Raw genomic sequence first — 23,948 nt, forward strand, 5'->3', positions numbered from 1 at the left:
ATGACCTGCAGGCAGAAGCGATCGGCATGTATCACCGCCTGCTTTGGATTCTGACCAGAGGCGCGTAGGAGCGGGCTTGCCCCGCGAGCTGCCGGGCACCGGCAGTAAAATCCGGCAACTCGGTGTGTCAGGCGCACACCGGTCACAGGGTTTCTGCCGCTTCGCGCCAGATCGCGAGCAAGCTTGCTCCTACGCCCTGCGGGCAGAAGCGATCGATATCTGTCATTGCGCTTGCCGCACCTGACTCTCCAGTTCCGCTTTGAGGCCTGGCTCAAGCTTCAACTGCTTGGCCAGTTCATCCAGGTACGCCCGTTCCATGAAATGCTCCTCATCGACCATCATCACGCTGGCCAGGTACATCTCGGCGGCAATCTCGGGGGTGTGCGCCGCTCGGGCGACATCGGCCGGGTCCAGCGGCTTGTTCAATTCGGCATGCAGCCAGTGCTGTAATTGCTGATCACCGGTCAGACGCGTGAATTCCCCTTCAATCAGCTGCCGCTCATTGTCATCGACATGACCATCGGCTTTGGCGGCCGCCACCAACGCCCGCAGGATCGCCTCGCTGTGCTGCTCGACCTGGGCAGGCGGAACACGGTCTACGGTCTGTGGCGCGGGCTGTTGGGCCAGTCCCTGGTGGCTCTGCCAATTGCCGTAGGCTTTGTAAGCCAGCACACCCAGCGCTGCGAGCCCGCCATAGGTCAGCGCCTTGCCACCGATCTTGCGCGCGCTCTTGTTGCCCAGCAGCAGCCCCATGGCGCCGGCTGCCAGCGCGCCGCCGCCTGCCCCTGAAAGAAAACCACCCAGGTTGCCGGCACCGGCCTTGCCCAGCAGATCGCTCAACCCGCCTTGGCTGGCCTGGCCCGGGGAGCCTGTAGGGGTGGATCCAGCGGTCTTGTTCTGCAGCAGGTCCTGGCCGGATTTCAATAGTTGATCGAGCAAGCCACGGGTATTCATGGGAAACCTCCTGAAACGGATTTGACGATTCGACCCGCAGGGTAAGTCGAAGTCTTCAGCGCCGGTTTTCCGGTGTGCTTCCAGATGTTGCGGCCCAGACGGCAAATGGCCGCAAGCTGATCAGGAAAAACCATCCAGGTATTTGTCGAGCTCTGGATGTGGCACTAGGCTCTGGGGCTAGATTGCTTCGAAACAGGTTGAAGCGATTGCACTCTTGTAGCAGCACAGCCTGCGGGCGGTGACAGATCGAACAACGCCACCGCAGCCATCCGTGCCAGTACAGGTAATCGATAAGCCCAGCCCATAACAGCTTGAAACAAGCACGCAGCACCCGTCACGTTGAAAACTGCCCCGACCATAATTTGAAAAAGAGGGAACCCCATGTCAGTGCAAAAGACTGCGCTCCTGAGCGCTGTGATCACCGCTTTGTTCACCAGCGGCACCTTGCAGGCGGCCGAAATGCTCAAGGCGGTGGGCGACGGCGAAGGCCAGCTGGATATCGTGGCATGGCCGGGTTACATCGAACGCGGCGAAAGCGACAAGGCTTACGACTGGGTGACGGGCTTCGAGCAGCAGACCGGCTGCAAGGTCAACGTCAAGACCGCGGCGACCTCCGACGAGATGGTCAGCCTGATGACCAAGGGCGGCTATGACCTGGTGACCGCATCGGGGGATGCGTCGTTGCGCCTGGTGGCCGGCAAGCGCGTGCAGCCGATCAATACCGATTTGATTCCCGGCTGGAAAACCCTCGATCCACGCCTCAAGGACGGTCCGTGGTACACCGTCAACAAGCAGACCTACGGCACGCCCTATCAATGGGGCCCGAACGTGCTGATGTACAACACCACTGTATTCAAGACCCCGCCGGTGAGCTGGAGCGTGGTGTTCGAGGCGCAGGATCTGCCCGATGGCAAGCCGAACAAGGGTCGTGTGCAGGCCTATGACGGGCCTATCTACATCGCCGATGCGGCGTTGTATCTGAAGACCGCCAAGCCAGAGTTGAAGATCGAAGACCCGTACCAACTGACCGAAACCCAGTACAAGGCTGTGCTCGATCTGCTGCGCGCCCAGCACCCGCTGGTGCATCGCTACTGGCATGACGCGACCGTACAGATGAGCGACGTGAAAAACGAAGGTGTCGCCGCCTCAAGCTCCTGGGGCTACATGGTCAATGGCCTGGTCGCCGACAAACAGCCGGTGGCCTCGACCATCCCCCAGGAAGGCGCCACTGGCTGGGCGGACACCACCATGCTGCATGCCGACGCCAAGCATCCCAACTGCGCCTACAAGTGGATGGACTGGTCGCTGCAGCCCAAGGTGCAGGGTGACGTAGCCGCCTGGTTCGGCTCGCTGCCGGTGGTGCCCCAAGCGTGCAAGTCCAGCGACCTGCTGGGCGCAGAAGGTTGCGCCACCAACGGCTTCGATCTGTTCGACAAGATCGCCTTCTGGAAAACCCCGCAGGCCGAAGGTGGCAAGTACGTGCCATACAGCCGCTGGACCCAGGATTACATCGCGATCATGGGCGGGCGTTAAGCCCCGAATGTGCCGAATGCCCCCGCTCTCCGGCACTCCGCAACACCTGTAGGAGTGAGCTTGCTCGCGATCCGATTGCTCAGGCACTGCAATATCGTCTGACACACTTCAATCGCGAGCAAGCTCACGCCTACAGGGGCTCTGCGTCGCTCTGTCCTGTGGCAGTTTGGCTACGAAACGTATTCCACCCAGCATTTCAGCATTCAGCGACACCCGGCGAACCCGCTGTGACGGCGTCCGCTTTCAAATGAGGTTTCACGCCATGACCCTTGCAGTCCAGTTCACCGACGTTTCCCGGCATTTCGGCGATGTGAAGGCCGTTGACCGGGTGTCCATCGACATCAGGGACGGCGAGTTCTTTTCCATGCTGGGGCCGTCGGGCTCGGGCAAGACCACCTGCCTGCGGTTGATTGCAGGTTTCGAACAACCCACTCAAGGCTCGATCCGTATTCATGGCGAAGAAGCCGCCGGCTTGCCGCCGTATCAGCGTGACGTCAATACGGTGTTTCAGGACTACGCGTTGTTCCCGCACATGAACGTGCGCGACAACGTCGCCTACGGCCTGAAGGTCAAAGGCGTCGGCAAGCGCGAGCGCCTGGCGCGTGCCGAAGACGCCCTGAGCATGGTCGCCCTCGACGGCTATGGAGAACGCAAACCGGTGCAGTTGTCCGGAGGCCAGCGTCAACGGGTGGCTCTGGCTCGGGCCCTGGTCAATCGTCCCCGCGTGTTGCTGCTCGACGAACCCCTGGGCGCGCTGGACCTCAAGCTGCGCGAGCAGATGCAGAGCGAGCTGAAAAAGCTTCAGCGCCAGCTCGGTATCACCTTCATCTTCGTCACCCACGATCAGACCGAGGCGCTGTCGATGTCCGATCGGGTTGCGGTATTCAACAAAGGCCGCATCGAGCAGGTCGATACCCCGCGCAACCTGTATATGAAACCGGCCACGACCTTCGTCGCCGAGTTCGTCGGCACCTCCAACGTGCTGCGCGGCGAACTGGCACGACAGCTGAGCGGCAAGCCGAACGCGTTTTCGATTCGTCCGGAGCACATTCGCTTCGCCGACGGCCCGGTGGCCAGTCATGAAATCGAAGTCAGCGGGCTGCTGCACGACATTCAGTACCAGGGCAGCGCCACGCGCTACGAACTGAAACTGGACAATGGTCAAACCCTCAGCGTCAGCCAGGCCAATACCCAATGGCTGGACACCAGCGCGCAACATCAGGCCGGACAGCGCATGAGCGCACGCTGGGCACGGGAGGCGATGATCCCGCTGCAAGACGCTGCGAATCCGGCCGTGGCCGAGGCCCGTTGAGATGAGCCAGACCCTCGCCCACTCGGCGTCGATGCCAGGGCAATCGCCGCTGCGGCGCGTGTCCAATCTGTTGTACCGACGACCGAACCTGTACCTGTCGCTGTTGTTGATCCCGCCGCTGCTGTGGTTCGGCGCGATCTATCTGGGTTCGCTGCTGGGGCTGCTGTGGCAGGGCTTCTACACCTTCGATGACTTCACCATGGCGGTCACCCCGGACCTGACCCTGGGCAACTTCGGCGCATTGTTCAACCCGGCCAACTTCGATGTGATCCAGCGCACCCTGGGCATGGCCATCGCGGTGTCCATCGCCAGCGCCATCGTCGCCTTTCCGATCGCCTACTACATGGCGCGCTACACCACCGGCAAGACCAAGGCGTTTTTCTATATCGCGGTGATGATGCCGATGTGGGCCAGCTACATCGTCAAGGCCTATGCCTGGACGCTGCTGCTGGCCAAGGGCGGCGTGACCCAGTGGTTCGTCCAGCACTTGGGGCTGGAGCCGGTTTTGCAGTTGATCCTGGGCATTCCCGGTGTTGGCGGCAGCACCTTGTCGACCTCGCATCTGGGGCGCTTCATGGTGTTTGTCTACATCTGGCTGCCGTTCATGATCCTGCCGATCCAGGCCTCGCTGGAGCGACTGCCACCCTCGCTGCTGCAAGCCTCGGCCGACCTTGGGGCCAAACCGCGGCAAACCTTCATGCAGGTGATCCTGCCGCTGTCGGTGCAGGGGATTGCCGCCGGCTCCATCTTCACGTTTTCGCTGACCCTGGGCGATTTCATCGTGCCGCAGCTGATTGGCCCACCGGGCTATTTCATCGGCAGCATGGTCTACGCCCAGCAAGGCGCCATCGGCAACATGCCGATGGCGGCGGCATTTACGCTGGTGCCTATCGTGCTGATCGCCGTCTACCTGTCCATCGTCAAACGACTGGGGGCCTTCGATGCGCTCTAAGCCTTTGGTCAAACAAGGCGATCAGGCCTCCTGGGGACTGAAAATCGCCGCCTGGGGCGGGCTGGTGTTTCTGCATTTCCCGATCCTGATCATCTTCGTCTATGCCTTCAATACCGAAGACGCGGCCTTCAGCTTTCCGCCCCGGGGCTTGACCCTGAAATGGCTGAGCGTGGCGTTCGCGCGGCCTGACGTACTGGAGTCGATCAAGCTCTCGTTGCAGATCGCCTGCGTGGCCACCTTGATCGCGATGGTGCTGGGAACGCTGGCTTCGGCGGCGCTGTACCGGCGGGATTTTTTCGGCAAGGACGGTATTTCGCTGATGCTGATCCTGCCCATCGCCCTGCCCGGCATCATCACCGGCCTTGCGCTGTTGTCGGCATTCAAGACACTGGGCATCGAGCCTGGAATGCTCACCATCATCGTTGGCCACGCGACCTTCTGCGTGGTGATCGTCTACAACAATGTCATCGCCCGCCTGCGCCGCACCTCGCACAGCCTGATCGAGGCGTCGATGGACCTCGGCGCCGACGGCTGGCAGACCTTTCGCTACATCATCATGCCCAACCTGGGCTCGGCGTTGCTGGCCGGCGGCATGCTGGCGTTTGCCCTGTCGTTCGATGAAATCATCGTCACCACTTTCACCGCTGGCCACGAACGCACGCTGCCGATCTGGCTGCTCAACCAGCTCAGCCGGCCACGGGATGTCCCGGTGACCAACGTGGTGGCGATGCTGGTGATGATCGTGACCATGCTGCCGATTCTCGGCGCCTATTACCTGACCCGCGGCGGCGAGAGCGTGGCCGGTAGCGGCGGGAAATGAACATAAAACCCTGTAGGGGTGAGCTTGCTCGCGATTGATTTTTGCCGCACCGCCTACCTCGCCTGAGAAGGCAGCATCGCGAGCAAGCTCACTCCTACAGAAAGCCAAGTGCATCAAGAGGACGAATTCATGCAAACCAAGCTGCTGATCAATGGCCAACTGGTCGCCGGTGACGGTCCTGCGCAACCGATACTCAACCCCGCGCTGGGCAGTGTTTTAGTGCACATCAACGAAGCCAGCGAAGGCCAGGTCGACACCGCCGTGCGCGCCGCCGATGCCGCATTCGCAAGCTGGTCGCAGACCGCGCCGAAAGATCGCTCGCTGCTGTTGTTGAAACTGGCCGATGCCATCGACGCCAACGCCCAAGAACTAGCCAAGCTTGAGTCGGACAACTGCGGCAAGCCCTATCATGCGGCGCTCAACGATGAGCTGCCGGCGATTGCCGACGTGTTTCGCTTCTTCGCCGGCGCCAGCCGCTGCATGGGCGGATCGGCTGCCGGTGAATACCTGCCGGGCCATACTTCGATGATTCGCCGCGACCCGGTGGGCGTCATCGCCTCCATCGCGCCGTGGAACTACCCGCTGATGATGGTTGCCTGGAAGATCGCCCCGGCCCTGGCCGCCGGCAACACCGTGGTACTCAAGCCTTCGGAACAAACCCCGCTGACCGCACTGCGCCTGGTGGAACTGGCCAACGACATCTTCCCCGCTGGCGTGCTGAACCTGGTGTTCGGGCGCGGACAGACCGTCGGCAACCCGCTGGTGACCCATCCGAAGGTGCGCATGGTCTCGCTGACCGGCTCCATCGCCACCGGCTCGCACATCATTTCCAGCACCGCCGACAGCGTCAAACGCATGCACATGGAACTGGGCGGCAAGGCGCCGGTGATTATCTTCGACGACGCCGACATCGACGCCGCGGTGGAAGGCATCCGCACCTTTGGCTTCTACAACGCTGGGCAAGACTGCACCGCGGCCTGCCGCATCTATGCGCAGAAAGGCATCTATGAGCAGTTCGTGCAAAAACTCGGTGAGGCGGTCAGCACCCTCAAGGTCGGCCAGCCAGATGATCCCGAAACCGAGCTGGGGCCGTTGATCACCGCGCAGCACCGTGATCGTGTCACCGGCTTCGTCGAACGCGCCGTCGCGCAGTCACATATGCGCCTGGTCACTGGCGGCAAGGCGATAGAGGGCGAAGGTTTTTTCTTCCAGCCAACGGTCATTGCCGATGCGCAGCAGGACGACGAGATCGTGCGCCGTGAGGTGTTCGGGCCGGTGGTTTCGGTCACCCGGTTCGATGATGAAGCCCAGGTGCTGGACTGGGCCAACGATTCGGACTACGGCCTGGCGTCGTCGGTCTGGACCCGGGATGTCGGCCGCGCCCACCGCCTTTCGGCGCGCCTGCAATACGGCTGCACCTGGGTCAACACGCACTTCATGCTGGTCAGCGAAATGCCCCACGGTGGGCAGAAGCTGTCCGGTTATGGCAAAGACATGTCCCTGTATGGGCTGGAGGATTACACCACCGTGCGGCATGTGATGTTCAAGCACTGAGGACGCTTACCCGGTATGTCAGATACCGGGATGCGTCCGGCGGATGGCTATCGCGAGCAAGCTCACTCCTACAGGGGACCGCATTCTTTCTGCAGAGGGATCGTTTCCACGCGCAGCGCGAGGACGATCATCAATCTGTAGCAGCCCGGCTTGCCGGCGGCAGCAATCTCACCGACGTCACCGCCGGCAAGCCGGACTGCTACAGAGGTAATGCCGCAGACAAAACAGATTGATCGTTCCCACGCTCCGCGTGGGAATGCAGCCATGACGCTCTGCGTCGCACACCAAAGACGCGCAGCGTCCAGGCAGGCGTCACCACGCGCGTGGGAACAATCAAGAGCGCGCATCTTCCTCAAGACCTTTCCCGGCGTCCTGCCGTGTCGCGCCATGCACACTGATTAGAATTTGATATCACTGTGCAACCCCTGTGAGAATCCATGGTCAATCCATTTGACGCTGCTTCGGATTCGCAGGGGGCTTTTGACATTCGTATGAATCTCAATGACCCTTTGTTTCGCTCCGACCACCCTTCAAGCGGATGTGAAAGGTGGGGAATAGCCTCCCGGCGGCGATCACAGTTCTCCCCCCATTGGAGCTTGCCTCGTTGACCAGATACCCCGGCTTTCCCGCAGGCGACAGTGAGGCAGGTCGCACCATCACGCACAAAGACTGGCGCACGACGGCGCTTGGGCCGATGGAGCAGTGGCCAGCCGCGCTGAAAATCCATCTGAACCTGATTCTCAACTCGCCGGAGTCGATGTACTTGCTCTGGGGCCCCGAGCAGCTGTTCTTCCACAATGACGCCTATGCCCCGGTCCTCGGTCCACGCCGCGAGAACGCCATGGGCGCGCCGATCAAGGAGCTGTGGGCGGACGTCTGGGATCAGGTGCAGCCCTATGCCGAAAACGCCATGCGCGGTATTCCCTACGTGGGCCAGGACCTGCCGCTGACCATGGCCCGATACGGGGAAATCGAGCGCACCTGGTGGTCGTTTTCATTCTCGCCATTGATCGACGAGAACAACGCCGTGGTCGGACTGTTCTGCGTGACCAATGAAACGACGAAGCGGGTGATGGACCAGCGCGCACTGCGTGCCAGTGAGCAGCGGCGGCTGGACCTGATCGCCGACCTCGAACGGCAGGTCATCGCCCGTTCCCACGAGCGGGGCCTGACCTGGCAAGTGAGTCCGGACCTGCTGTCGGTCATGGACGCCGGTTACCGGTTCGAGTCCAGTAACCCCGCCTGGCAACAGGTGCTGGGCTGGAGTGCCGAAGAGCTGGCTGCGATGACCTTCCGTCAGCTTGTCCACCCCGACGATGCCGGGCGCAGCGACACCGCCTTCGCCGAACTTGCGAAAAACCATCCCGTGCTGAATTTCGAGAACCGCTATCGATGCAAGGATGGCGACTACCGCTGGCTGTCCTGGGTCGCGGTTCCGGAAGGCGGCAAGATGTATTGCAGCGCCAGAGACATCAGTACCGAAAAACAACAGGCCCAAGCGCTGACCGCACGCACCGCCGAGCTCGATTGCCTGTGGGATATCTCCCCGGATCTGCTGGCGATGGTGGATTACAACGGAGTGTTCTTCCGGGTCAACCCGGCGTGGTCGGCCGTATTGGGTTATCAGCCCGCCGATCTTATCGGCAGGCACGTACTGGACCTGGCGCACCCCGATGACCTGAGCTCCACAGAGGCTGCGCTGGCACACGCCGTCAACGACTCATTGCCCCTGTTCGAAAATCGCTACCGACACAACGATGGCACTTATCGCTGGATTGGCTGGACCGCAGCGGCGAGTGAGGGCGTGATCTTCGCCCTGGGCAAGCACATGACTGCCGAAAAGGAGCGCTCCGAAGCCCTGCGCATCACCGAAGACGCCCTGCGCCAGTCGCAGAAGATGGAGGCCGTCGGCCAGCTCACCGGTGGTCTGGCGCATGACTTCAACAACCTGCTGATGGGCGTCAGCGGCAACATCGAATTGCTGAAAAATCGTGTCACCAAAGGCCGAACCGAGGATCTGGGACGCTACATCAACGCCGCCCTCGAAGGGTCGCGACGTGCCGCCGCCCTGACCCATCGACTGCTGGCGTTCTCCCGTCGACAGACCCTGGACCCCAAACCCACCGACGTCGATCGCCTGATCGACGGCATGGCCGAGTTGATCCGTCGTACCGTCGGCCCGTCCATCGCCATGGATGTGCTGGCCACGCGGGGTCTGTGGCCGACACTGGTGGACCCTCACCAGCTGGAAAACTCTCTGCTCAACCTGTGCCTGAACGCTCGCGACGCCATGCCCGACGGCGGCCAGTTGCTGATCGAAACCAGCAACCAGAACCTCGACGCCAGCCAGGCCAAGGACCTTGAACTTCCCGCCGGTCTGTATGTGGCGCTGCGCGTCAGCGACAACGGCAGCGGCATGAGCAGTGAAGTGGTCAAGCGGGCGTTCGATCCGTTCTTTACCACCAAGCCCATCGGCATGGGCACCGGCCTTGGGCTTTCGATGATTTACGGCTTCGCCCGACAGTCCGGTGGTGGCGTGCAGATCCAGTCAACCCTGGGTCGCGGCTCGCAGGTCTGCATTTACCTGCCCGCGTCTACTGAAACCGCCGAATTGCCGGGCGACGAGCCAAGCCAGCACGACGCCCTCGATCATGTGGCCGGCGGCGAAACGGTGCTGGTGGTCGATGACGAGCCAGCGGTACGGGCGCTGATGGCCGAGGTACTGGCCGATCAGGGTTACCGCGTCCTGGAGGCCGACAGCGGCGCGGTGGCGCTGCAAATCCTGCAAACCCGTCAGCACGTCGATCTTCTGGTGTCGGACGTGGGTCTACCGGGCGGCATGAACGGCCGACAGCTGGCCGACGCCGCCCGCTCGTTGCGACCGGGTCTGAAGGTACTGTTCGTCACCGGCTACGCGGAAAACGCAGCGCTGGGCGGCAGTCGGCTCGACCCTGGCATGCACGTGCTGACCAAGCCGTTCTCCATCCCGGCCCTGGGTGAACGGGTGAAGGCGCTGCTGGAAGGGTGAGTGTCGCGATCGTTCCCACGCTCCGCGTGATAACGCCAACCCGGACGCTGTGCGCCGTCGGCCTTTGATTGTCGCCGCAGGGGGGGATGGGCCTCGGGCTGGTGATTCTGGCCGCAGGGACAGGTGGACCTTGGGCTGGTGATTCTGGCCGCTGGGACGGATGGACTTTGGGCTGGTGATTCTGGCCGCTGGGACGGATGGGCCTCGGGCTTATGATTCTGGCCGCAGGGGCGGATGTGCCTTGGGCTGATGATTCTGGCCGCAGGGACGGATGGGCTTTAGGCTTTTGATTCTGGCCGCAGGCCGTGGGAGCGGGCTTGCCCGCGATCGGCGACGCAGTCGTCGTCAAGGCGTTGGACGCGGGGTGCCAGACAGACCCTAGGCCCAGGTTCTACGACGGGTTCCCCGCCGCTAGCGGGGCAAGCCCGTCCTTCAGACTGGGGTCAGTCGCGCAAGTCCGACTCATGAATCGGTTGATCACGGTGAGTGGCGCGCTGGTATTGCGCCGGCCACACCGCTTGGCGACCACCCAGATCGTCGTCGGCATGCAGTGGCCAGTAAGGGTCGCGCAATAACTCGCGGGCCAGCAGGATCAGGTCAGCCTGACCGGTTCGCAGAATGTGTTCGGCCTGCGCCGGTTCAGTGATCATGCCCACGGTGCCGGTGGCGATACCTGCCTCTTTCTTGACCCGCTCGGCAAAGCGTGTCTGATACCCGGGGCCCACCGGAATCTCCGCATTGGCCGCAGTGCCGCCGGACGATACGTCGATCAGGTCAACGCCCAAGGTCTTCAAGCGCCTGGCCAGCTCGACGGTTTCATCAGGGTTCCAGCCATCCTCCACCCAGTCGGTGGCCGACACGCGCACGAACAGCGGCAGCTCTTCTGGCCAGACCTTGCGCACGGCCTGTACCACTTCCAGGGTCAGGCGAATGCGATTGTCGAACGAGCCGCCGTATTGGTCGCGGCGCTGATTGCTCAACGGCGACAGGAACTGATGCAGCAGATAGCCATGCGCGGCATGAATTTCCACAACTTTGAAACCGGCCGTCAGTGCACGTTTGGCCGCATCGACGAATGCCTGGATCACCTGCTGGATCTGATCGTCCTCCAGAGGGGTAGGTGGCGTGTGTTGCGGATCGAAGGCGATCTTTGACGGTCCCCAAGGCGTCCAGCCGCCCTCATCTGCCGGAATACTCCCATGCTTGCCCAGCCACGGCCGCCATGTGCTGGCCTTGCGTCCGGCATGAGCCAGTTGAATACCGGCGACTGCGCCTTGGGCGGTGATGAAGCGGGTGATGCGTTGCAGCGGCTCGATCTGCTCGTCGTGCCAGATGCCCAGGTCTTGCGGGGTGATCCGGCCATCCCGGGTCACCGCTGCTGCCTCGGTGAAGATCAGTCCGGCGCCGCCCACGGCACGACTGCCCAGGTGGACCAGGTGCCAGTCATTGGCCAGACCGTCGGCGCAGCAGTACTGACACATCGGCGATACCGCGATGCGATTACGCAAGGTCAATTGGCGAAGGGTATAGGGTTCAAGCAGCAGGCTCATGGGCACCTCTGAAGTCGGGTTAAGGTCCTGTTCTCGCGAACCTAGAGCCTAGTCGACAACCCAAGACAAGCGTGGGTTCCTGCTGCGATGCATGTGCCCGGTCAGCGCGGCGAGATGTGCGCCACCATCAGTTGCACGGTTTCATTGCCACGGAACTCGTTCAGATCCAGTTTGTAGGCCAGCTCGACCCAGCGAATGGTGGGATTGGGCCACACATCGCGGTCGACGCTGAAGGCGATGCCGTCGAGCCTGACCGTGCCGCATTCGGTCTTGAGCACCATCTTCAGATGCCGCTCGCCGACAATGCGCTGCTCCACCAGCTGGAAAACCCCATGGAACAAGGGTTCAGGAAAATGCTGACCCCAGGGCCCGGCGTTGCGCAACGCCCGCGCCAGCTCCAGGTGAAACTCTTCCACGGCCAGGGTGCCATCGGACAGCAGGCGTCCGGTGAGGTCTTCTTCATTGAGCTGACGACGGACTTCGGCATCGAAGGCCTGGGCGAACGCCGGGAAGTTCGCTTCCGGCAGCGACAGCCCGGCCGCCATGGCGTGGCCGCCGAACTTGCTGATCAAGTCGGGATTCTGTGCGGCGACTGCGTCTAGCGCATCCCGAATATGAAAGCCGGGCACCGAACGCGCCGACCCTTTCAGCACGCCTTCTCCAGCACTGGCGAAAGCGATGGTTGGCCGGTGATAGCGCTCTTTGAGCCGCGAGGCGAGGATGCCGATCACACCCTGATGCCATTCGGCTTCGAACAGGCACAGACCGAACGGCATCGACTCCAGCGGCAGGTCCTTGAGCTGAGCCAGGGCTTCACGCTGCATGCCTTGCTCGATGGATTTGCGGTCCTGATTGAGCTCGTCCAGCTGCACGGCCATTTCGCGTGCCAGCGTCTCGTCTTCACAGAGCAGGCATTCGATGCCCAGGCTCATGTCGTCCAGACGCCCCGCTGCATTGAGCCGCGGCCCGAGGATGAAGCCAAGATCGGTGGAAGTGATGCGCGACGGCTCACGCCGGGCGACTTCCAGGATCGCGCGCAGCCCGGGCCGCGCACGACCTGCGCGGATACGCATCAGGCCCTGGTGCACCAGGATGCGGTTGTTGGCGTCCAGCGGCACGACGTCGGCGACGCTGCCCAGCGCCACCAGGTCGAGCAACTCACCCAGATTGGGCTGCACCCGGCCGTTGGCCTGGAACCAGCCTATTTCACGCAAACGCGCACGCAGGGCCATCAGCACGTAGAACATCACGCCAACCCCGGCCAACGCCTTGCTGGGGAAGGTGCAGCCGGGCTGGTTGGGGTTGACGATGGCATCGGCGGCGGGCAACTCATGGCCCGGCAAGTGGTGATCGGTGACCAGCACTTGCAAGCCGGCGGCCTTGGCGGCTGCCACGCCCTCAACACTGGAGATGCCGTTATCCACCGTCATCAGCAGATCGGGCTGGCGCTCCAGGGCGACCTGGACGATTTCCGGGGTCAGACCGTAGCCGTACTCGAAGCGGTTGGGCACCAGATAATCGACATGCGCAGCGCCGAGCAGGCGCAGGCCCAATACGCCGACGGTACTCGCGGTGGCGCCGTCGGCATCGAAATCGCCGACGATGAGAATGCGCTGGCGTTGCTGCAGCGCGGTCACCAGCAAATCCACCGCAGCGTCGATGCCCTTGAGCTGTTGATAGGGAATCAGGCGCGCCAGCCCCTTGTCCAGTTCGTCCTGCGACACCACACCGCGAGCGGCATAGAGGCGGGTCAGCAAAGGCGGCAGATCGCCCAGAAAAGGCAGGGTGTCGGGCAACTGGCGTGGTTCGATGCGCATGCGGGTTCCGCTGTGGTTCTTCTATGGAGCTGGATCGGTTTAGTGCGGCAAGCGATCGGCGATCAGCCGCGCTCACCCGCCAGCCACTGCAGTTGCACTTCGTGCTGGCCGCGATCATCGGTGACGAAGATGGTGCCTTCGCTGATCATGACGTCCCATTTGATGACCCGCGGCATGTCCTTGGCCAGGGTTTCCAGCACTTCCTGGGGCACGGCGGCGATGTTGACGTTTTTCAGGGTTTTCACCGCGGGCACCACCTTGCCTTCCCACACCCGCAGACTGCCGTAGGCCAGCAGGCTGGTGCGTTCGGTTCGGCGCGAACACCAGGTCAGTCGATCGGCATCCGGCTGGCCGACTTCGATCCAGTGCAACACGCGGTCATCCAGACTTTTTTCCCACAATGCCGGCTCGTCGACGTCCGACAGGCCACGGCCGAACGACAGGTGCTCGCTGTACCAGAACGCATAGGCCAGCAGGCGCACGGTCATGCGTTCTTCGGTCTCCGACGGGTGTCGGGCGATGGTCTGTTTGACGCTCTCGTACACCGAGCGGTCAAGGTCGGTGAGATTGAGTTCGAATTTGTAGGTCGTGGACGGCTGGGCCATGAACGGGCTTCTAAAGACAGGAAAGGCGCCAAGTCTAACCGATGCAAGTGCCCGGAACGACGAATCTCGATGACCGATGGGCCAACGGTGCAAATTGCTGTGCCGGACAATCGCCGTGCTGCTTTACTCATCCAAAGGTGACGAGTGTTAAACAAATGATCCACAACGCCGATACCTTACTGCGAGACCCTCTACATGAAGTACACAGAGCGGCCCGTTGTCCAGTCAGACCACAGTGGTCCTGGCCGGGTCGATTTCGGCCCCAGTCAGTCTTCTCGGGATACATATCGACGGATGGTCAATCGTTACACGCGTCTGCGCAAAGCCGCCCTTGCGGCCCTGCTGCTCACATCGGCATGGGGCATCACGCCCGTAAGCGCGCAAGACAGGGAAACCCTGACCTGGGTACTGCGTGATTTTCCACCGCTGACGATTTTCGCCGGTCCGCAAACCGGTCAGGGGGCCATCGACAAGCTGATGCCCGAACTGATTGCGCGCATGCCGGAATACGACCACCAGATCATGCACGTCAACCGCGCCCGTGGAACACAGATCCTCCAGGACCCGGACGGCTTTGCCTGCGACCCGACCCTGTTGTGGACTGCCGAGCGTGACAAGACGATTCTGTTCTCGATTCCCACCTATGCCACGCCGGGCAACGGCGTCACCATCGAGCGCAGCAACCATGGGTTGTTTGAGCCCTTTGTGACCGGCGACGGCCATCTGGACCTGACCGCGCTGCTGGCCAGCGACACGGTCAAGGTCGGCATCGTTGGCGAGCGCAGTTATGGGCCGGTGATCGACAAGATCATCCGGCAGACGAGCCGGCCGCAGAACCTGGTCCTGCATTACGGCAATGCCGCGGTGGGCAGCATGTTGCAGATGGAACGGCTGGACCGCTTTCAGGCGATCGTCAGCTACTGGCCGGAGGCGCGGTTTCACGCGCAGCAGCAAGGCATCCCGCTCAATGAACTGGAGTTCTTCCCGGTCAAGGACGCCCCCAAGTATCAGTTCGCCCATATCGGCTGCTCGAAAAACGACAAGGGCCGCGCCGCCATGGACATCATCAATCGCGAAATGCGCGTGCTGCGCGTCACCCGACTGATCGGTTTCTATGCAGAGTGGATGGTCAAGAAAGAGGAATACCTGCATGACGCGCAGACATTTTTCGACGAACCCGAGCATTGAGAAACGCCAGGCAAAAAGAAACCCCGAGCAGCGGGGAGACTACTCGGGGTCAACCGTGGCCCATCTTGGACCCGTACGGCAGGCAACATAAACACCGGAGCACAATGCCTGCGCCTGCCGTACTGCATAGGAGCCTAAATCATCAATAAGGTTCCCCGGCGATCAGACAAAAGCCCGACCGGTGGTGTACGTGCCGGCTTGTGAAGCATTGCGCATGGCGGCGATGACGCAGGGCTCGATACGCCCCTCGGCGACCATCAAATCACGGTGAAGCCCGTCAACCACATCGGTCAACTGGCGCTTGTCACACAACTGGGCAGCGGAATAGACACGTTCGATCACGATCGCACCGGCTGCATTTTTCAGCGTCACCAGACGCTCGCCATTCACCCCGGCAGCTCCCAGGCTCGCCTGATACGGTGCCAGTGCTTCGCTTAGCAGTAAGCTGATATTTTCCATCTGGTTCACCACTCAACAGTTTGAATGCAAAGGTGCTTATCAATGACCATCGAGGTAGCCGGAAAGTTCTTTTTCCACGTCGATGGCATGACCGCGCCGACCTGATGACTGGAGCATGCCTGCTGATTGTGACAGGGGGAATTTCAGTCGTCTGACCGCAGGTGGCCTCAGGGCGTGGTTGGCGTCGATGATTGCAAGGCCCCCGACTCGATCCCCGCCAGATCCAGATTCTCGCCGACCAGATCGACCAGCTCGCGGGCCGCGCGATGGGCCGCCTCAAGCCCTTCGGACGGCACCTCACCGCGCTGCACGGCGCGCTCACGTTCCAGTTGCAGCAGGCCGATAATGACCCCCATCGGCGTGCAAATGTCTTGACTCATGGTCGCCAGAAACCGGCTCTTGGCCTGGTGTGCCTGCTCCGCTTGCTGGCGGGCCAGCGTCAACTCGCGCTCCAGGTGCTTGCGCTCGGTGATATCGATCCAGCCCCCCAACAATCCCTGGAGAACACCGTCGGCGCGATAGAAAGGAACGGTCCATTGCCAGGCATCGATGTGCCGGCCAGCGAGCATCATGCTGCGATCGGCGAATACCGGCTTCTGCGTCTGCAGCAGTGTCATGTAGTCCGTGTGCATCTGCTCGGCGATGTCGTGGGGAATCAGGTCGACGTCGATCAGTCGCCGGCCGTTCATCTGCTCGTAACTGATGCCGAAGCTTTCCTCATAGCTGCGGTTGCAGGAGATCAGCCGCCCCTTGAGGTCACGCACATAGATGGGGATGGGGATGCCGTCGAGCAGTGCGCGCTTGAACGCCAACTGATCACTGAGCTGCTGTTCTGCACGCTGGCGCTGGCGGATTTGGTGGTTCAGCCGGCTGTTCCAGCTCAGGGACACCAGCCCCAGCAGCAGCGCCACCGCAACCATCCAGTAAATCCAGGACGGAATACGCTGCCACAGAGAGGGTTGCGAAATGACCGCCCCCAGCCATTTCATGCGGATGGCGCGCATTTCCGCCACGGGGAATTCATCGAGCGCCTTGTTCAGAATGCTCAGTAACTGGGGCTCGGTCTTGATCACTGAAAAACGGTCTGGCGACCATTTGCCCTCTACGCTGCGACCGACCTTCAGTCGTCCCGGCGGATACAACCAGGCGCCTGCCTCGTTCTGGATGGTGGCGTCGGCCTGACCGTTTTCCACCAGCGCACGGGCATCGTCGTAGGTGGGCACCAGACGTAGCTGGACCTCTGGATAGTGGGTCTTGATGAATTCCAGCAGCGCATGCCGCGCGGGCAGCGCCAGAACCTTGCCGGCCATTTGCGCCAGACTGATGTCTGACGAGCGGTCCGAGCGCACCACGTACACCCAGTTATTGCCGCCGAAAGCATAGGTGAAATCCAGCAGGGCCTTGCGCTCCGGACTCTCGGCCAGGGTGGTGTTCATATCGGCCGAGCCTGCGCTCAACGCCTCCAACGCCGCTTGCGTAGAAGGCATGACCTGATGCACGAAGGTCAGTCCGGTCATGCGCGAAATGCGGTTGAGCACATCGACAGTGAGCCCTACCCAGCGATCGCTGGCGTCCTTGTAGATGTAGGGCGGATGCTGGGTGGACGCCACAACCACCTGCGAATGCCGGCGAACCCACAGTTTCTCGGCTGCAGTGAGGTGGATCCGCTGGCCTGCGACATCGACCCCCAGGCCCATCGTCCAACGCCCCTGGATTTCCCGGCTGAGCGACTCATCGAAATCGCCCAGCGAGCGCTCGAACAGTGCCAGCAGGCGGGTGTCGGCTTTGCGCAAGGCGAACGAGAAGCCTGTCGGCGGCAGCAGGCTGTCGAATTTGATCTGTAATCTCAGGAAAGGCCGCAGGGCATTGTAGGAACGAACGATGACCTCGTTGCCGATGAAAGCGTCGACATCGCCTTGTGCCAGCGCTTCCATCGCGCTGAACAGCGTGGGCGCCAGGATGATCTCGCTGTCTGGATACAGCCGATGCACCACCTGGGCGTCGGCATAACCATCGAGCAACGCCACCCGTTTGCCTGTCAGCGCGGTCGACAGACTGGCGTCATCGGCCCGTCCGACCACTGCGGCGCGGTCCGGCAGGTAATCGCGGGTAAAGGCCAGACCCGGCACGCCTCGCTCATAACCATTGGCGCTGGTCAGCAAGTCGATGTCCCCCGCCAGCAAGGCAGCGACAGCCTGTTCGCGCTCGGCAAAGGCGGAAACCCGCACCGGCGTCGACAGCTTTGCACTGATCAGGCTCAGGTAATCGGCGCTCAGGCCCTGATAGCGATTGCGGTCGCTGGTGATGTCGATGGGCTCGTAATCGGCGATGGCAATGCCGACCCGTAGCACCTGGCGCTGGTCCAGCCACTGGCGATCGGCAGCGTCGAGAACCAGGGCTTGCTGGCTTATGAAGGGAGGCCCGAGGCCAAACGGCAGGCTTTGCGCCGCATGACCGTACTGGCTGCACAGACACGCCAGCAACAACGATGCACAGAGCGCATATCTGAAAATTCTGAGGTTGATGAGCACAGGTTCAGCGCTCATCTTCAAGGGTTGTACAGCCACTGGTTTATCCGCGAAATTGAAAAAATACTTCGCAAGTGTGGCATGCAGAAACCAGAAGGCCCGCTGGGGAGCGGGCCTTAAGTTGTTACATGGCGATACTGTTAAAGCGGCTTGCCACGATTGCCGTGCTGGCTGACGAAGGCCTGCATGGCTTTGAGGTCGTTTGGCAAAACGGTGCAGCGTTCGTCACGCTCGAACAAATCAGACAAATGTGCAGGCAGCTCAAGCGCTTTTCCTACACCGGCTTTCTGCACGGCTTCCGGAAACTTGACCGGATGCGCGGTACCCAGAATCACCATCGGTGTGTCCAGGTTGCGGCGGCAGTCACGCGCCGCCTTGACGCCGATGGCCGTGTGCGGATCGAGCAATTCACCGGTGCTGGCGAACACCTGTGCGATGGTTTCGCAGGTTTGCTCATCACTGACCGCCAACGAGTCGAACAGCTTGCGGGTTTCGGTCCAGCGCTCTTCGTCGACGCTGAAGCCGCCGCCCTGCTTGAAGTTGTCCATCAGGGCAGCGATCGCGCCGCCGTTGCGACCATGCATGTCGAACAACAGACGCTCGAAGTTCGACGAGACCATGATGTCCATGGACGGCGACAGCGTGGCGTGCAGGGTTTCCTTGACGTACTGATTGCCGCTCATGAAGCGGTGCAGGATGTCGTTGCGGTTGGTTGCCACGATCAGCTGGCTGATCGGCAGGCCCATGTTGCGGGCCAGGTAACCGGCAAAGATGTCGCCGAAGTTGCCGGTCGGCACCGAGAACGCGACGGAGCGCGCAGGACCGCCCAGCTGCAGCGCTGCGTGGAAGTAGTAGACGATCTGGGCCATGATCCGCGCCCAGTTGATCGAGTTCACCGCCACCAGACGCGTGCCCTTGAGGAAAGCCTGGTCAGCGAAGCTGTTCTTGACCATTTCCTGGCAGTCGTCGAAGTTGCCTTCGATGGCGATGTTGTGGATGTTGTCGCCGAAGATGGTGGTCATCTGCCGGCGCTGAACGTCCGATACGCGGTTGTTCGGGTGCAGGATGAAGATGTCGACGTTGTCGCAACGACGGCAGCCTTCAATAGCCGCCGAACCGGTATCGCCGGACGTGGCGCCGATGATCACCACGCGTTCGCCGCGCTTTTCCAGCACGTAATCGAGCAGACGACCGAGCAGTTGCAGGGCGAAATCCTTGAACGCCAGGGTCGGGCCGTGGAACAGCTCCATGACCCATTCGTTGCCGTTCAACTGACGCAGCGGGGCAACGGCACTGTGGGCGAAAACGCCGTATGTCTCTTCGAGAATCTTCTTGAAATCCGCGTCCGGAATGCTGCCGGTGACGAACGGGCGCATGACCCGGAACGCCAGCTCGTGATAGGGCAGGCCCGCCCAGGAAGCGATTTCTTCCTGGGTGAAACGCGGCAGGTTTTCCGGAACGTACAGACCGCCATCGCTGGCGAGGCCGGTCAGCAGCACGTCTTCGAAATTCAGGGCCGGTGCCTGGCCACGGGTACTGATATAGCGCATTTTTCAAACCTTCGGTTTGGCCGCAAGCTTCAAGTGACAAGCTGCAAGTCAAAGCGGTTCGCCTTTACCTGCAACTCGCGGCCCGAAGCTCACCGCGATGTGATTTTGCTCTTACTTGCAGCTTGCAGCTTGCCGCTTGAGGCTGTGGCTGCTGTCAGTTCAGATGCTCGACGCGAATGCGGACAACCGGTCCGGCCACATCCTGCAGCGCTTCCAGCGCCCGGATGGCGTCATTCATGCGCTGCTCGACCACGCGATGGGTCAGCAGAATCATCGGCACCAGACCGTCATGCTCCTCGACTTCCTTCTGCATGATCGATTCGATGTTGATCCCGCGTTCTGAGAGGATGCTGGCAACCTGCGCCAGCACACCGGGGTGGTCCTTGGCCTGAATGCGCAGGTAATAGGCGCTCTCACAGGCCTCGATCGGCAGGATCGGATGGGCCGACAGCGAGTCCGGCTGGAAGGCCAGGTGCGGTACGCGGTTTTCCGGGTCGGTGGTCAAGGCACGCACGACATCAACCAGGTCGGCAACCACCGACGATGCGGTCGGCTCCATGCCTGCGCCCGCGCCATAGAAAAGCGTCGAGCCGGCTGCGTCGCCATTGACCATCACAGCGTTCATCACACCGTTGACGTTGGCGATCAGACGATCGGCAGGGATCAGCGTCGGGTGCACGCGCAACTCGATGCCGGCTGCGGTGCTGCGCGCAACGCCCAGATGCTTGATGCGATAACCCAGCGCTTCGGCATAGTTGACGTCAGCGGTGGTCAGCTTGGTGATGCCTTCGGTGTAGGCCTTGTCGAACTGCAGGGGAATGCCAAACGCGATGGAGGCCAGAATGGTCAGCTTGTGCGCCGCATCGATGCCCTCGACGTCGAAGGTCGGATCGGCTTCGGCGTAACCCAGTGCCTGGGCCTCGGCCAGCACGTCGGGGAAGGTGCGGCCCTTTTCGCGCATCTCGGTCAGGATGAAGTTGCCGGTCCCGTTGATGATGCCCGCGACCCAGTTGATGCGGTTGGCCGAGAGGCCTTCGCGAATCGCCTTGATCACCGGAATACCCCCGGCCACCGCAGCTTCGAAGGCCACAATGACCCCCTTCTCACGAGCCTTGGCGAAGATTTCGTTGCCGTGAACCGCGATCAGCGCCTTGTTGGCCGTGACCACATGCTTGCCGTTTTCGATGGCCTTGAGCACCAGTTCGCGAGCGATGGTGTAGCCGCCGATCAGCTCGATGACGATGTCGATCTCGGGGTTACTGGCCACGTCGAAAACGTCGGTCGTGGTCGGGGTACCGGTAATCTGGCAATTGGGGTTTGGCGTGCGCACGGCAATTTGCGCGACTTCGATTCCACGCCCGGCACGGCGGGCAATTTCCTCGGCGTTACGCTTTAGCACATTGAAGGTACCGCCACCGACAGTACCCAGCCCACAGATGCCTACTTTGACCGGTTTCACTATGAACTCCCCATAAAACGGCCGACGCGAGGCCGGCCGTGGAAACAACCGCAGTGAATTGCGGCTCGCATTGATGAAGCATCGGCAGATTCCGAGGCTTCAATGGGGGTCGCAGCGCAGGCTGCTACCCACAGGATTACTTGGCGCTGAGTGCCAGTTTGGCGACTTGCGGCGCAGGCTGATAGCCCGGAATCAGCTGACCGTCGGCCAGAACGATGGCCGGCGTGCCGTTCACGCCAATCGACTGACCGATCTCGAATTGCCGAGTGACCGGGTTGTCGCACTTTGGCGCCTTGATGTTCTTGCCGTCGACCATGCGGTCCATGGCGTCACGGCGGTCCTTGGAGCACCAGACTGCCTGCAGCTGTTCGTCACCCGGCGAGCCCAGGCCCTGACGCGGGAACGCCACATAACGCACTTCGATGCCGCGCTTGTTCAGCTCAGGCACTTCCTCGTGCAGCTTGTGGCAGTACGGACAGGTCGTGTCGGTGAAGACGGTGATATGGGATTTGGTCTCGCCGATGGCGGGATAGACGACCATCTCGGCCGTCGGAATGCCGTTGATGGTTTTCGAGATTGCCAGGCGTTCGACTTTCTCGGTCAGGTTGACCGGCTTGCCGCCCTGGATCTGATACAGGTTGCCCTGCATGACGAATTGACCATCGGCGCTGGCATAGAGCACACGGCCGCCTTTGAGATTGACCTCGTACAAACCATTGAGCGGGCTGCTGGAGATGCTTTCGACCGGGATTTCCAGGTTGAGCGTTTCCAGGGTCTTGCGAATGGCCTTGTCGGACGCTTCATCAGCGTGGGCAAACAGGCTGAAGGTACTTGCCAGGGCTACAACGGCAGCACCGATAAAACGAGTCACGCGCATGAATACTCCTCGGGCGGTGGGCAGTCGGGCGGAAATGAAAACGGCGGACGCGGGCGTACCGGGAAGTTTTCTGGGCTCCGATCTGCGAAACCGGCAAAGCCTATCACATAAGGCTCCCAAGGCCGACGCCGACTGATGTAAGACACGTCGTAAATTGCTGCCCGCCCTCACCCTCGCGGATGGTGCCTGGCGTGCAGGTCCTGCAGGCGAGCCCTGGCGACGTGGGTGTAGATCTGTGTGGTGGACAAGTCGCTATGCCCCAGCAGCATCTGCACCACTCGAAGATCGGCGCCATGATTGAGCAAATGGGTGGCGAAGGCATGGCGCAAGGTGTGTGGCGACAGCGATTTGCCAATGCCTGCGACCCTGGCCTGAAGCTTGATGCGGTGCCAGAAGGTCTGCCGGGTCATTTGCTCGCCGCGCAGACTGGGAAACAGTACATCGCTGGGACGGCCGCTCAATATCTCCTGGCGGGCATCGCGCATGTAACGCTCCACCCAGACGATGGCCTCCTCGCCCATCGGCACCAGCCGCTCCTTGCTGCCTTTGCCCATGACGCGCAACACGCCTTGACGCAGATTGACCTGCTCCAGCGTCAGACTCACCAGCTCGGTCACACGCAGGCCGCAGGCGTAAAGCACTTCCAGCATTGCGCGATCGCGTTGGCCAATCGCCTCGCTCAGATCGGGAGCTGCGAGCAATGCCTCGACGTCGGCCTCGGACAGGGACTTGGGCAACGGCTTGCCCAGCTGCGGCATGTCCACCTGCAAGGTCGGATCAACCGATATCAGTTTTTCGCGCAGCAGATAACGATAAAAACCACGCACACCGGACAACAGCCGCGCGGTCGACCGCGCTTTATAGCCGTTATCTACGCGCCAGGCCAGATGATCGAAAATGACTTCCCGGCCAATGGTCATCAGGTCAATGCCCCGCTCCTGCAGCCAGCCGTTGAACAGCGTCAGGTCACTGCGGTACGACTCGCGGGTGTTGTCCGACAGGCCTTTTTCCAGCCACAGGGCATCGAGGAAGCGGTCGATCATCGGGTGGTCTATGGCGGGCATGTAGAACTGATTTCCTTAGCTGTCTGAGGGCTGCACGCATCTTACATTCGATACCGATTTTCTGTGCAGGGCCCCATCACCCACAAATCGCAGGCAACAAAAAAGCAGCCCGAGGGCTGCTTTTTTTGCATCGGAAGACTGGGATTAAACCAGTTTTTCCTTGATGCGAGCTGCTTTACCGGACAGGTCACGCAGGTAGTACAGCTTGGCTTTGCGAACGTCACCGCGACGTTTCACAGCCATGCTGTCGATTTGCGGGCTGTAGGTCTGGAAAGTACGCTCAACGCCAACACCGTTGGAGATTTTACGAACAGTGAAAGCACTGTTCACACCACGGTTACGCTTGGCAATTACGACGCCTTCGAACGCTTGCAGACGCGAACGGTCGCCTTCCTTCACTTTCACCTGAACGACAATGGTGTCGCCCGGGGCAAAGGGAGGGATCTCTTTGGTCATCTGCTCTGCTTCGAGTGCAAGAATGATTTTGTTGGTCATGCTGTGCTCCTAAGGTAAATCGATCGGATTTACCATCGATACGTTAACTATCGTCCCGCTCGCGGAGGTATTCCGCCAGCAGCTTCTTCTCTTCTCCAGAAAGCGAGCGGCTTTCCAGAAGATCGACGCGTCGTTCATAGGTCCGCCCAAGGGACTGCTGTAAACGCCAACGCCGGATGTGTGCGTGATTGCCACTTAGCAAT

17 protein-coding genes and 2 pseudogenes are annotated in these 23,948 nt (G+C 61.4%); 7 read left to right on the top strand and 12 right to left on the bottom strand.

Features of this window, described 5'->3' with window-relative positions:
- Positions 1-222: 222 nt before the first annotated feature.
- Positions 223-954, bottom strand: a complete 732-nt coding sequence (locus ACI2KS_RS02490) for a tellurite resistance TerB family protein (RefSeq protein ID WP_404616851.1) — start codon at positions 952-954, stop codon at positions 223-225.
- Positions 955-1,335: 381 nt separating this feature from the next.
- Between ACI2KS_RS02490 and ydcS the strand changes: the two genes are divergently transcribed.
- From ydcS to ACI2KS_RS02520, 6 genes are all read left to right on the top strand, one after another.
- A complete protein-coding gene (gene ydcS, locus ACI2KS_RS02495) occupies positions 1,336-2,487 on the top strand; it encodes a putative ABC transporter substrate-binding protein YdcS (RefSeq protein WP_404616853.1) in 1,152 nt (383 codons plus the stop codon).
- A 262-nt stretch (positions 2,488-2,749) separates the two neighbouring features.
- Entirely contained in the window at positions 2,750-3,799 is a 1,050-nt protein-coding gene (locus tag ACI2KS_RS02500) for an ABC transporter ATP-binding protein (RefSeq protein ID WP_404616855.1), read from the top strand.
- Positions 3,800-3,830: 31 nt separating this feature from the next.
- The gene (locus ACI2KS_RS02505) at positions 3,831-4,751 is read left to right on the top strand and encodes an ABC transporter permease (RefSeq protein ID WP_404617248.1); all 921 of its coding nucleotides are present in this window, start codon (positions 3,831-3,833) and stop codon (positions 4,749-4,751) included.
- Positions 4,741-5,571 (top strand): ABC transporter permease, encoded by an 831-nt coding sequence (locus ACI2KS_RS02510; protein ID WP_404616857.1) that lies wholly within the window; start codon positions 4,741-4,743, stop codon positions 5,569-5,571. The genes ACI2KS_RS02505 and ACI2KS_RS02510 overlap by 11 nt, the downstream gene beginning before the upstream one ends.
- Positions 5,572-5,700: 129 nt before the next feature.
- The gene (locus ACI2KS_RS02515; protein ID WP_404616859.1) at positions 5,701-7,125 is read left to right on the top strand and encodes a gamma-aminobutyraldehyde dehydrogenase; all 1,425 of its coding nucleotides are present in this window, start codon (positions 5,701-5,703) and stop codon (positions 7,123-7,125) included.
- 952 nt (positions 7,126-8,077) lie between these two features.
- Positions 8,078-10,153, top strand: coding sequence for a PAS domain-containing protein (locus tag ACI2KS_RS02520; protein WP_404617250.1), 2,076 nt, complete (start codon positions 8,078-8,080; stop codon positions 10,151-10,153).
- A 443-nt stretch (positions 10,154-10,596) separates the two neighbouring features.
- On the opposite strand, the gene ACI2KS_RS02525 is transcribed toward ACI2KS_RS02520, so the two are convergent.
- The 3 genes from ACI2KS_RS02525 to ACI2KS_RS02535 form a co-directional block, all read right to left on the bottom strand.
- A complete protein-coding gene (locus ACI2KS_RS02525) occupies positions 10,597-11,703 on the bottom strand; it encodes an NADH:flavin oxidoreductase/NADH oxidase (RefSeq protein WP_404616861.1) in 1,107 nt (368 codons plus the stop codon).
- A 101-nt stretch (positions 11,704-11,804) separates the two neighbouring features.
- A complete protein-coding gene (gene recJ, locus ACI2KS_RS02530; RefSeq protein ID WP_404616863.1) occupies positions 11,805-13,520 on the bottom strand; it encodes a single-stranded-DNA-specific exonuclease RecJ in 1,716 nt (571 codons plus the stop codon).
- 62 nt (positions 13,521-13,582) lie between these two features.
- Complete coding sequence (locus ACI2KS_RS02535; RefSeq protein ID WP_404616865.1) at positions 13,583-14,125, bottom strand: YaeQ family protein; 543 nt, start codon at positions 14,123-14,125, stop codon at positions 13,583-13,585.
- Between the two features lie 294 nt (positions 14,126-14,419).
- Here ACI2KS_RS02535 and ACI2KS_RS02540 point away from each other — a divergent pair, with 294 nt between their 5' ends.
- A complete protein-coding gene (locus ACI2KS_RS02540; protein ID WP_404616867.1) occupies positions 14,420-15,313 on the top strand; it encodes a TIGR02285 family protein in 894 nt (297 codons plus the stop codon).
- A gap of 162 nt (positions 15,314-15,475) precedes the next feature.
- Here the strand turns inward: ACI2KS_RS02540 and ACI2KS_RS02545 are convergent, their stop codons facing one another.
- The 8 genes and pseudogenes from ACI2KS_RS02545 to ACI2KS_RS02580 form a co-directional block, all read right to left on the bottom strand.
- Positions 15,476-15,772 carry a DUF3509 domain-containing protein gene (locus ACI2KS_RS02545; protein ID WP_404617252.1) on the bottom strand — a complete coding sequence of 99 codons (297 nt, stop codon included), beginning with the start codon at positions 15,770-15,772 and terminating at the stop codon, positions 15,476-15,478.
- 170 nt (positions 15,773-15,942) lie between these two features.
- Positions 15,943-18,318, bottom strand: a pseudogene (locus ACI2KS_RS02550) (transporter substrate-binding domain-containing protein); the annotation flags it as partial.
- Between the two features lie 122 nt (positions 18,319-18,440).
- Positions 18,441-19,850, bottom strand: a complete 1,410-nt coding sequence (gene thrC / locus ACI2KS_RS02555; protein ID WP_404616869.1) for a threonine synthase — start codon at positions 19,848-19,850, stop codon at positions 18,441-18,443.
- Between the two features lie 154 nt (positions 19,851-20,004).
- On the bottom strand, positions 20,005-21,309 hold the full coding sequence (locus ACI2KS_RS02560) for a homoserine dehydrogenase (protein WP_404616871.1): 1,305 nt from the start codon (positions 21,307-21,309) through the stop codon (positions 20,005-20,007).
- 136 nt (positions 21,310-21,445) lie between these two features.
- On the bottom strand, positions 21,446-22,186 hold the full coding sequence (gene dsbC, locus ACI2KS_RS02565; protein ID WP_404616873.1) for a bifunctional protein-disulfide isomerase/oxidoreductase DsbC: 741 nt from the start codon (positions 22,184-22,186) through the stop codon (positions 21,446-21,448).
- A gap of 167 nt (positions 22,187-22,353) precedes the next feature.
- Positions 22,354-23,250: a site-specific tyrosine recombinase XerD gene (xerD, locus tag ACI2KS_RS02570; protein ID WP_404616875.1), complete on the bottom strand. Its 897-nt coding sequence runs from the start codon at positions 23,248-23,250 to the stop codon at positions 22,354-22,356.
- A 144-nt stretch (positions 23,251-23,394) separates the two neighbouring features.
- Positions 23,395-23,745: a 50S ribosomal protein L19 gene (gene rplS, locus ACI2KS_RS02575; RefSeq protein WP_008018567.1), complete on the bottom strand. Its 351-nt coding sequence runs from the start codon at positions 23,743-23,745 to the stop codon at positions 23,395-23,397.
- Positions 23,746-23,788: 43 nt separating this feature from the next.
- Positions 23,789-23,948, bottom strand: a pseudogene (locus tag ACI2KS_RS02580) (tRNA (guanosine(37)-N1)-methyltransferase TrmD); the annotation flags it as partial.

It is taken from the genome of Pseudomonas sp. NPDC087358 (assembly GCF_044900785.1).
Classification (GTDB): Bacteria; Pseudomonadota; Gammaproteobacteria; order Pseudomonadales; family Pseudomonadaceae; genus Aquipseudomonas.

Excerpts from the sequence above, each read along its gene's own strand:
- ACI2KS_RS02490 (WP_404616851.1), bottom strand. The coding sequence starts at position 954 with ATGAATACCCGTGGCTTGCTCGATCAACTATTGAAATCCGGCCAGGAC.
- ydcS (WP_404616853.1), top strand. The coding sequence starts at position 1,336 with ATGTCAGTGCAAAAGACTGCGCTCCTGAGCGCTGTGATCACCGCTTTG.
- ACI2KS_RS02500 (WP_404616855.1), top strand. The coding sequence starts at position 2,750 with ATGACCCTTGCAGTCCAGTTCACCGACGTTTCCCGGCATTTCGGCGAT.
- ACI2KS_RS02505 (WP_404617248.1), top strand. The coding sequence starts at position 3,831 with ATGCCAGGGCAATCGCCGCTGCGGCGCGTGTCCAATCTGTTGTACCGA.
- ACI2KS_RS02510 (WP_404616857.1), top strand. The coding sequence starts at position 4,741 with ATGCGCTCTAAGCCTTTGGTCAAACAAGGCGATCAGGCCTCCTGGGGA.
- ACI2KS_RS02515 (WP_404616859.1), top strand. The coding sequence starts at position 5,701 with ATGCAAACCAAGCTGCTGATCAATGGCCAACTGGTCGCCGGTGACGGT.
- ACI2KS_RS02520 (WP_404617250.1), top strand. The coding sequence starts at position 8,078 with ATGGCCCGATACGGGGAAATCGAGCGCACCTGGTGGTCGTTTTCATTC.
- ACI2KS_RS02525 (WP_404616861.1), bottom strand. The coding sequence starts at position 11,703 with ATGAGCCTGCTGCTTGAACCCTATACCCTTCGCCAATTGACCTTGCGT.
- recJ (WP_404616863.1), bottom strand. The coding sequence starts at position 13,520 with ATGCGCATCGAACCACGCCAGTTGCCCGACACCCTGCCTTTTCTGGGC.
- ACI2KS_RS02535 (WP_404616865.1), bottom strand. The coding sequence starts at position 14,125 with ATGGCCCAGCCGTCCACGACCTACAAATTCGAACTCAATCTCACCGAC.
- ACI2KS_RS02540 (WP_404616867.1), top strand. The coding sequence starts at position 14,420 with ATGGTCAATCGTTACACGCGTCTGCGCAAAGCCGCCCTTGCGGCCCTG.
- ACI2KS_RS02545 (WP_404617252.1), bottom strand. The coding sequence starts at position 15,772 with ATGGAAAATATCAGCTTACTGCTAAGCGAAGCACTGGCACCGTATCAG.
- thrC (WP_404616869.1), bottom strand. The coding sequence starts at position 19,850 with ATGCGCTATATCAGTACCCGTGGCCAGGCACCGGCCCTGAATTTCGAA.
- dsbC (WP_404616873.1), bottom strand. The coding sequence starts at position 22,186 with ATGCGCGTGACTCGTTTTATCGGTGCTGCCGTTGTAGCCCTGGCAAGT.
- xerD (WP_404616875.1), bottom strand. The coding sequence starts at position 23,250 with ATGCCCGCCATAGACCACCCGATGATCGACCGCTTCCTCGATGCCCTG.
- rplS (WP_008018567.1), bottom strand. The coding sequence starts at position 23,745 with ATGACCAACAAAATCATTCTTGCACTCGAAGCAGAGCAGATGACCAAA.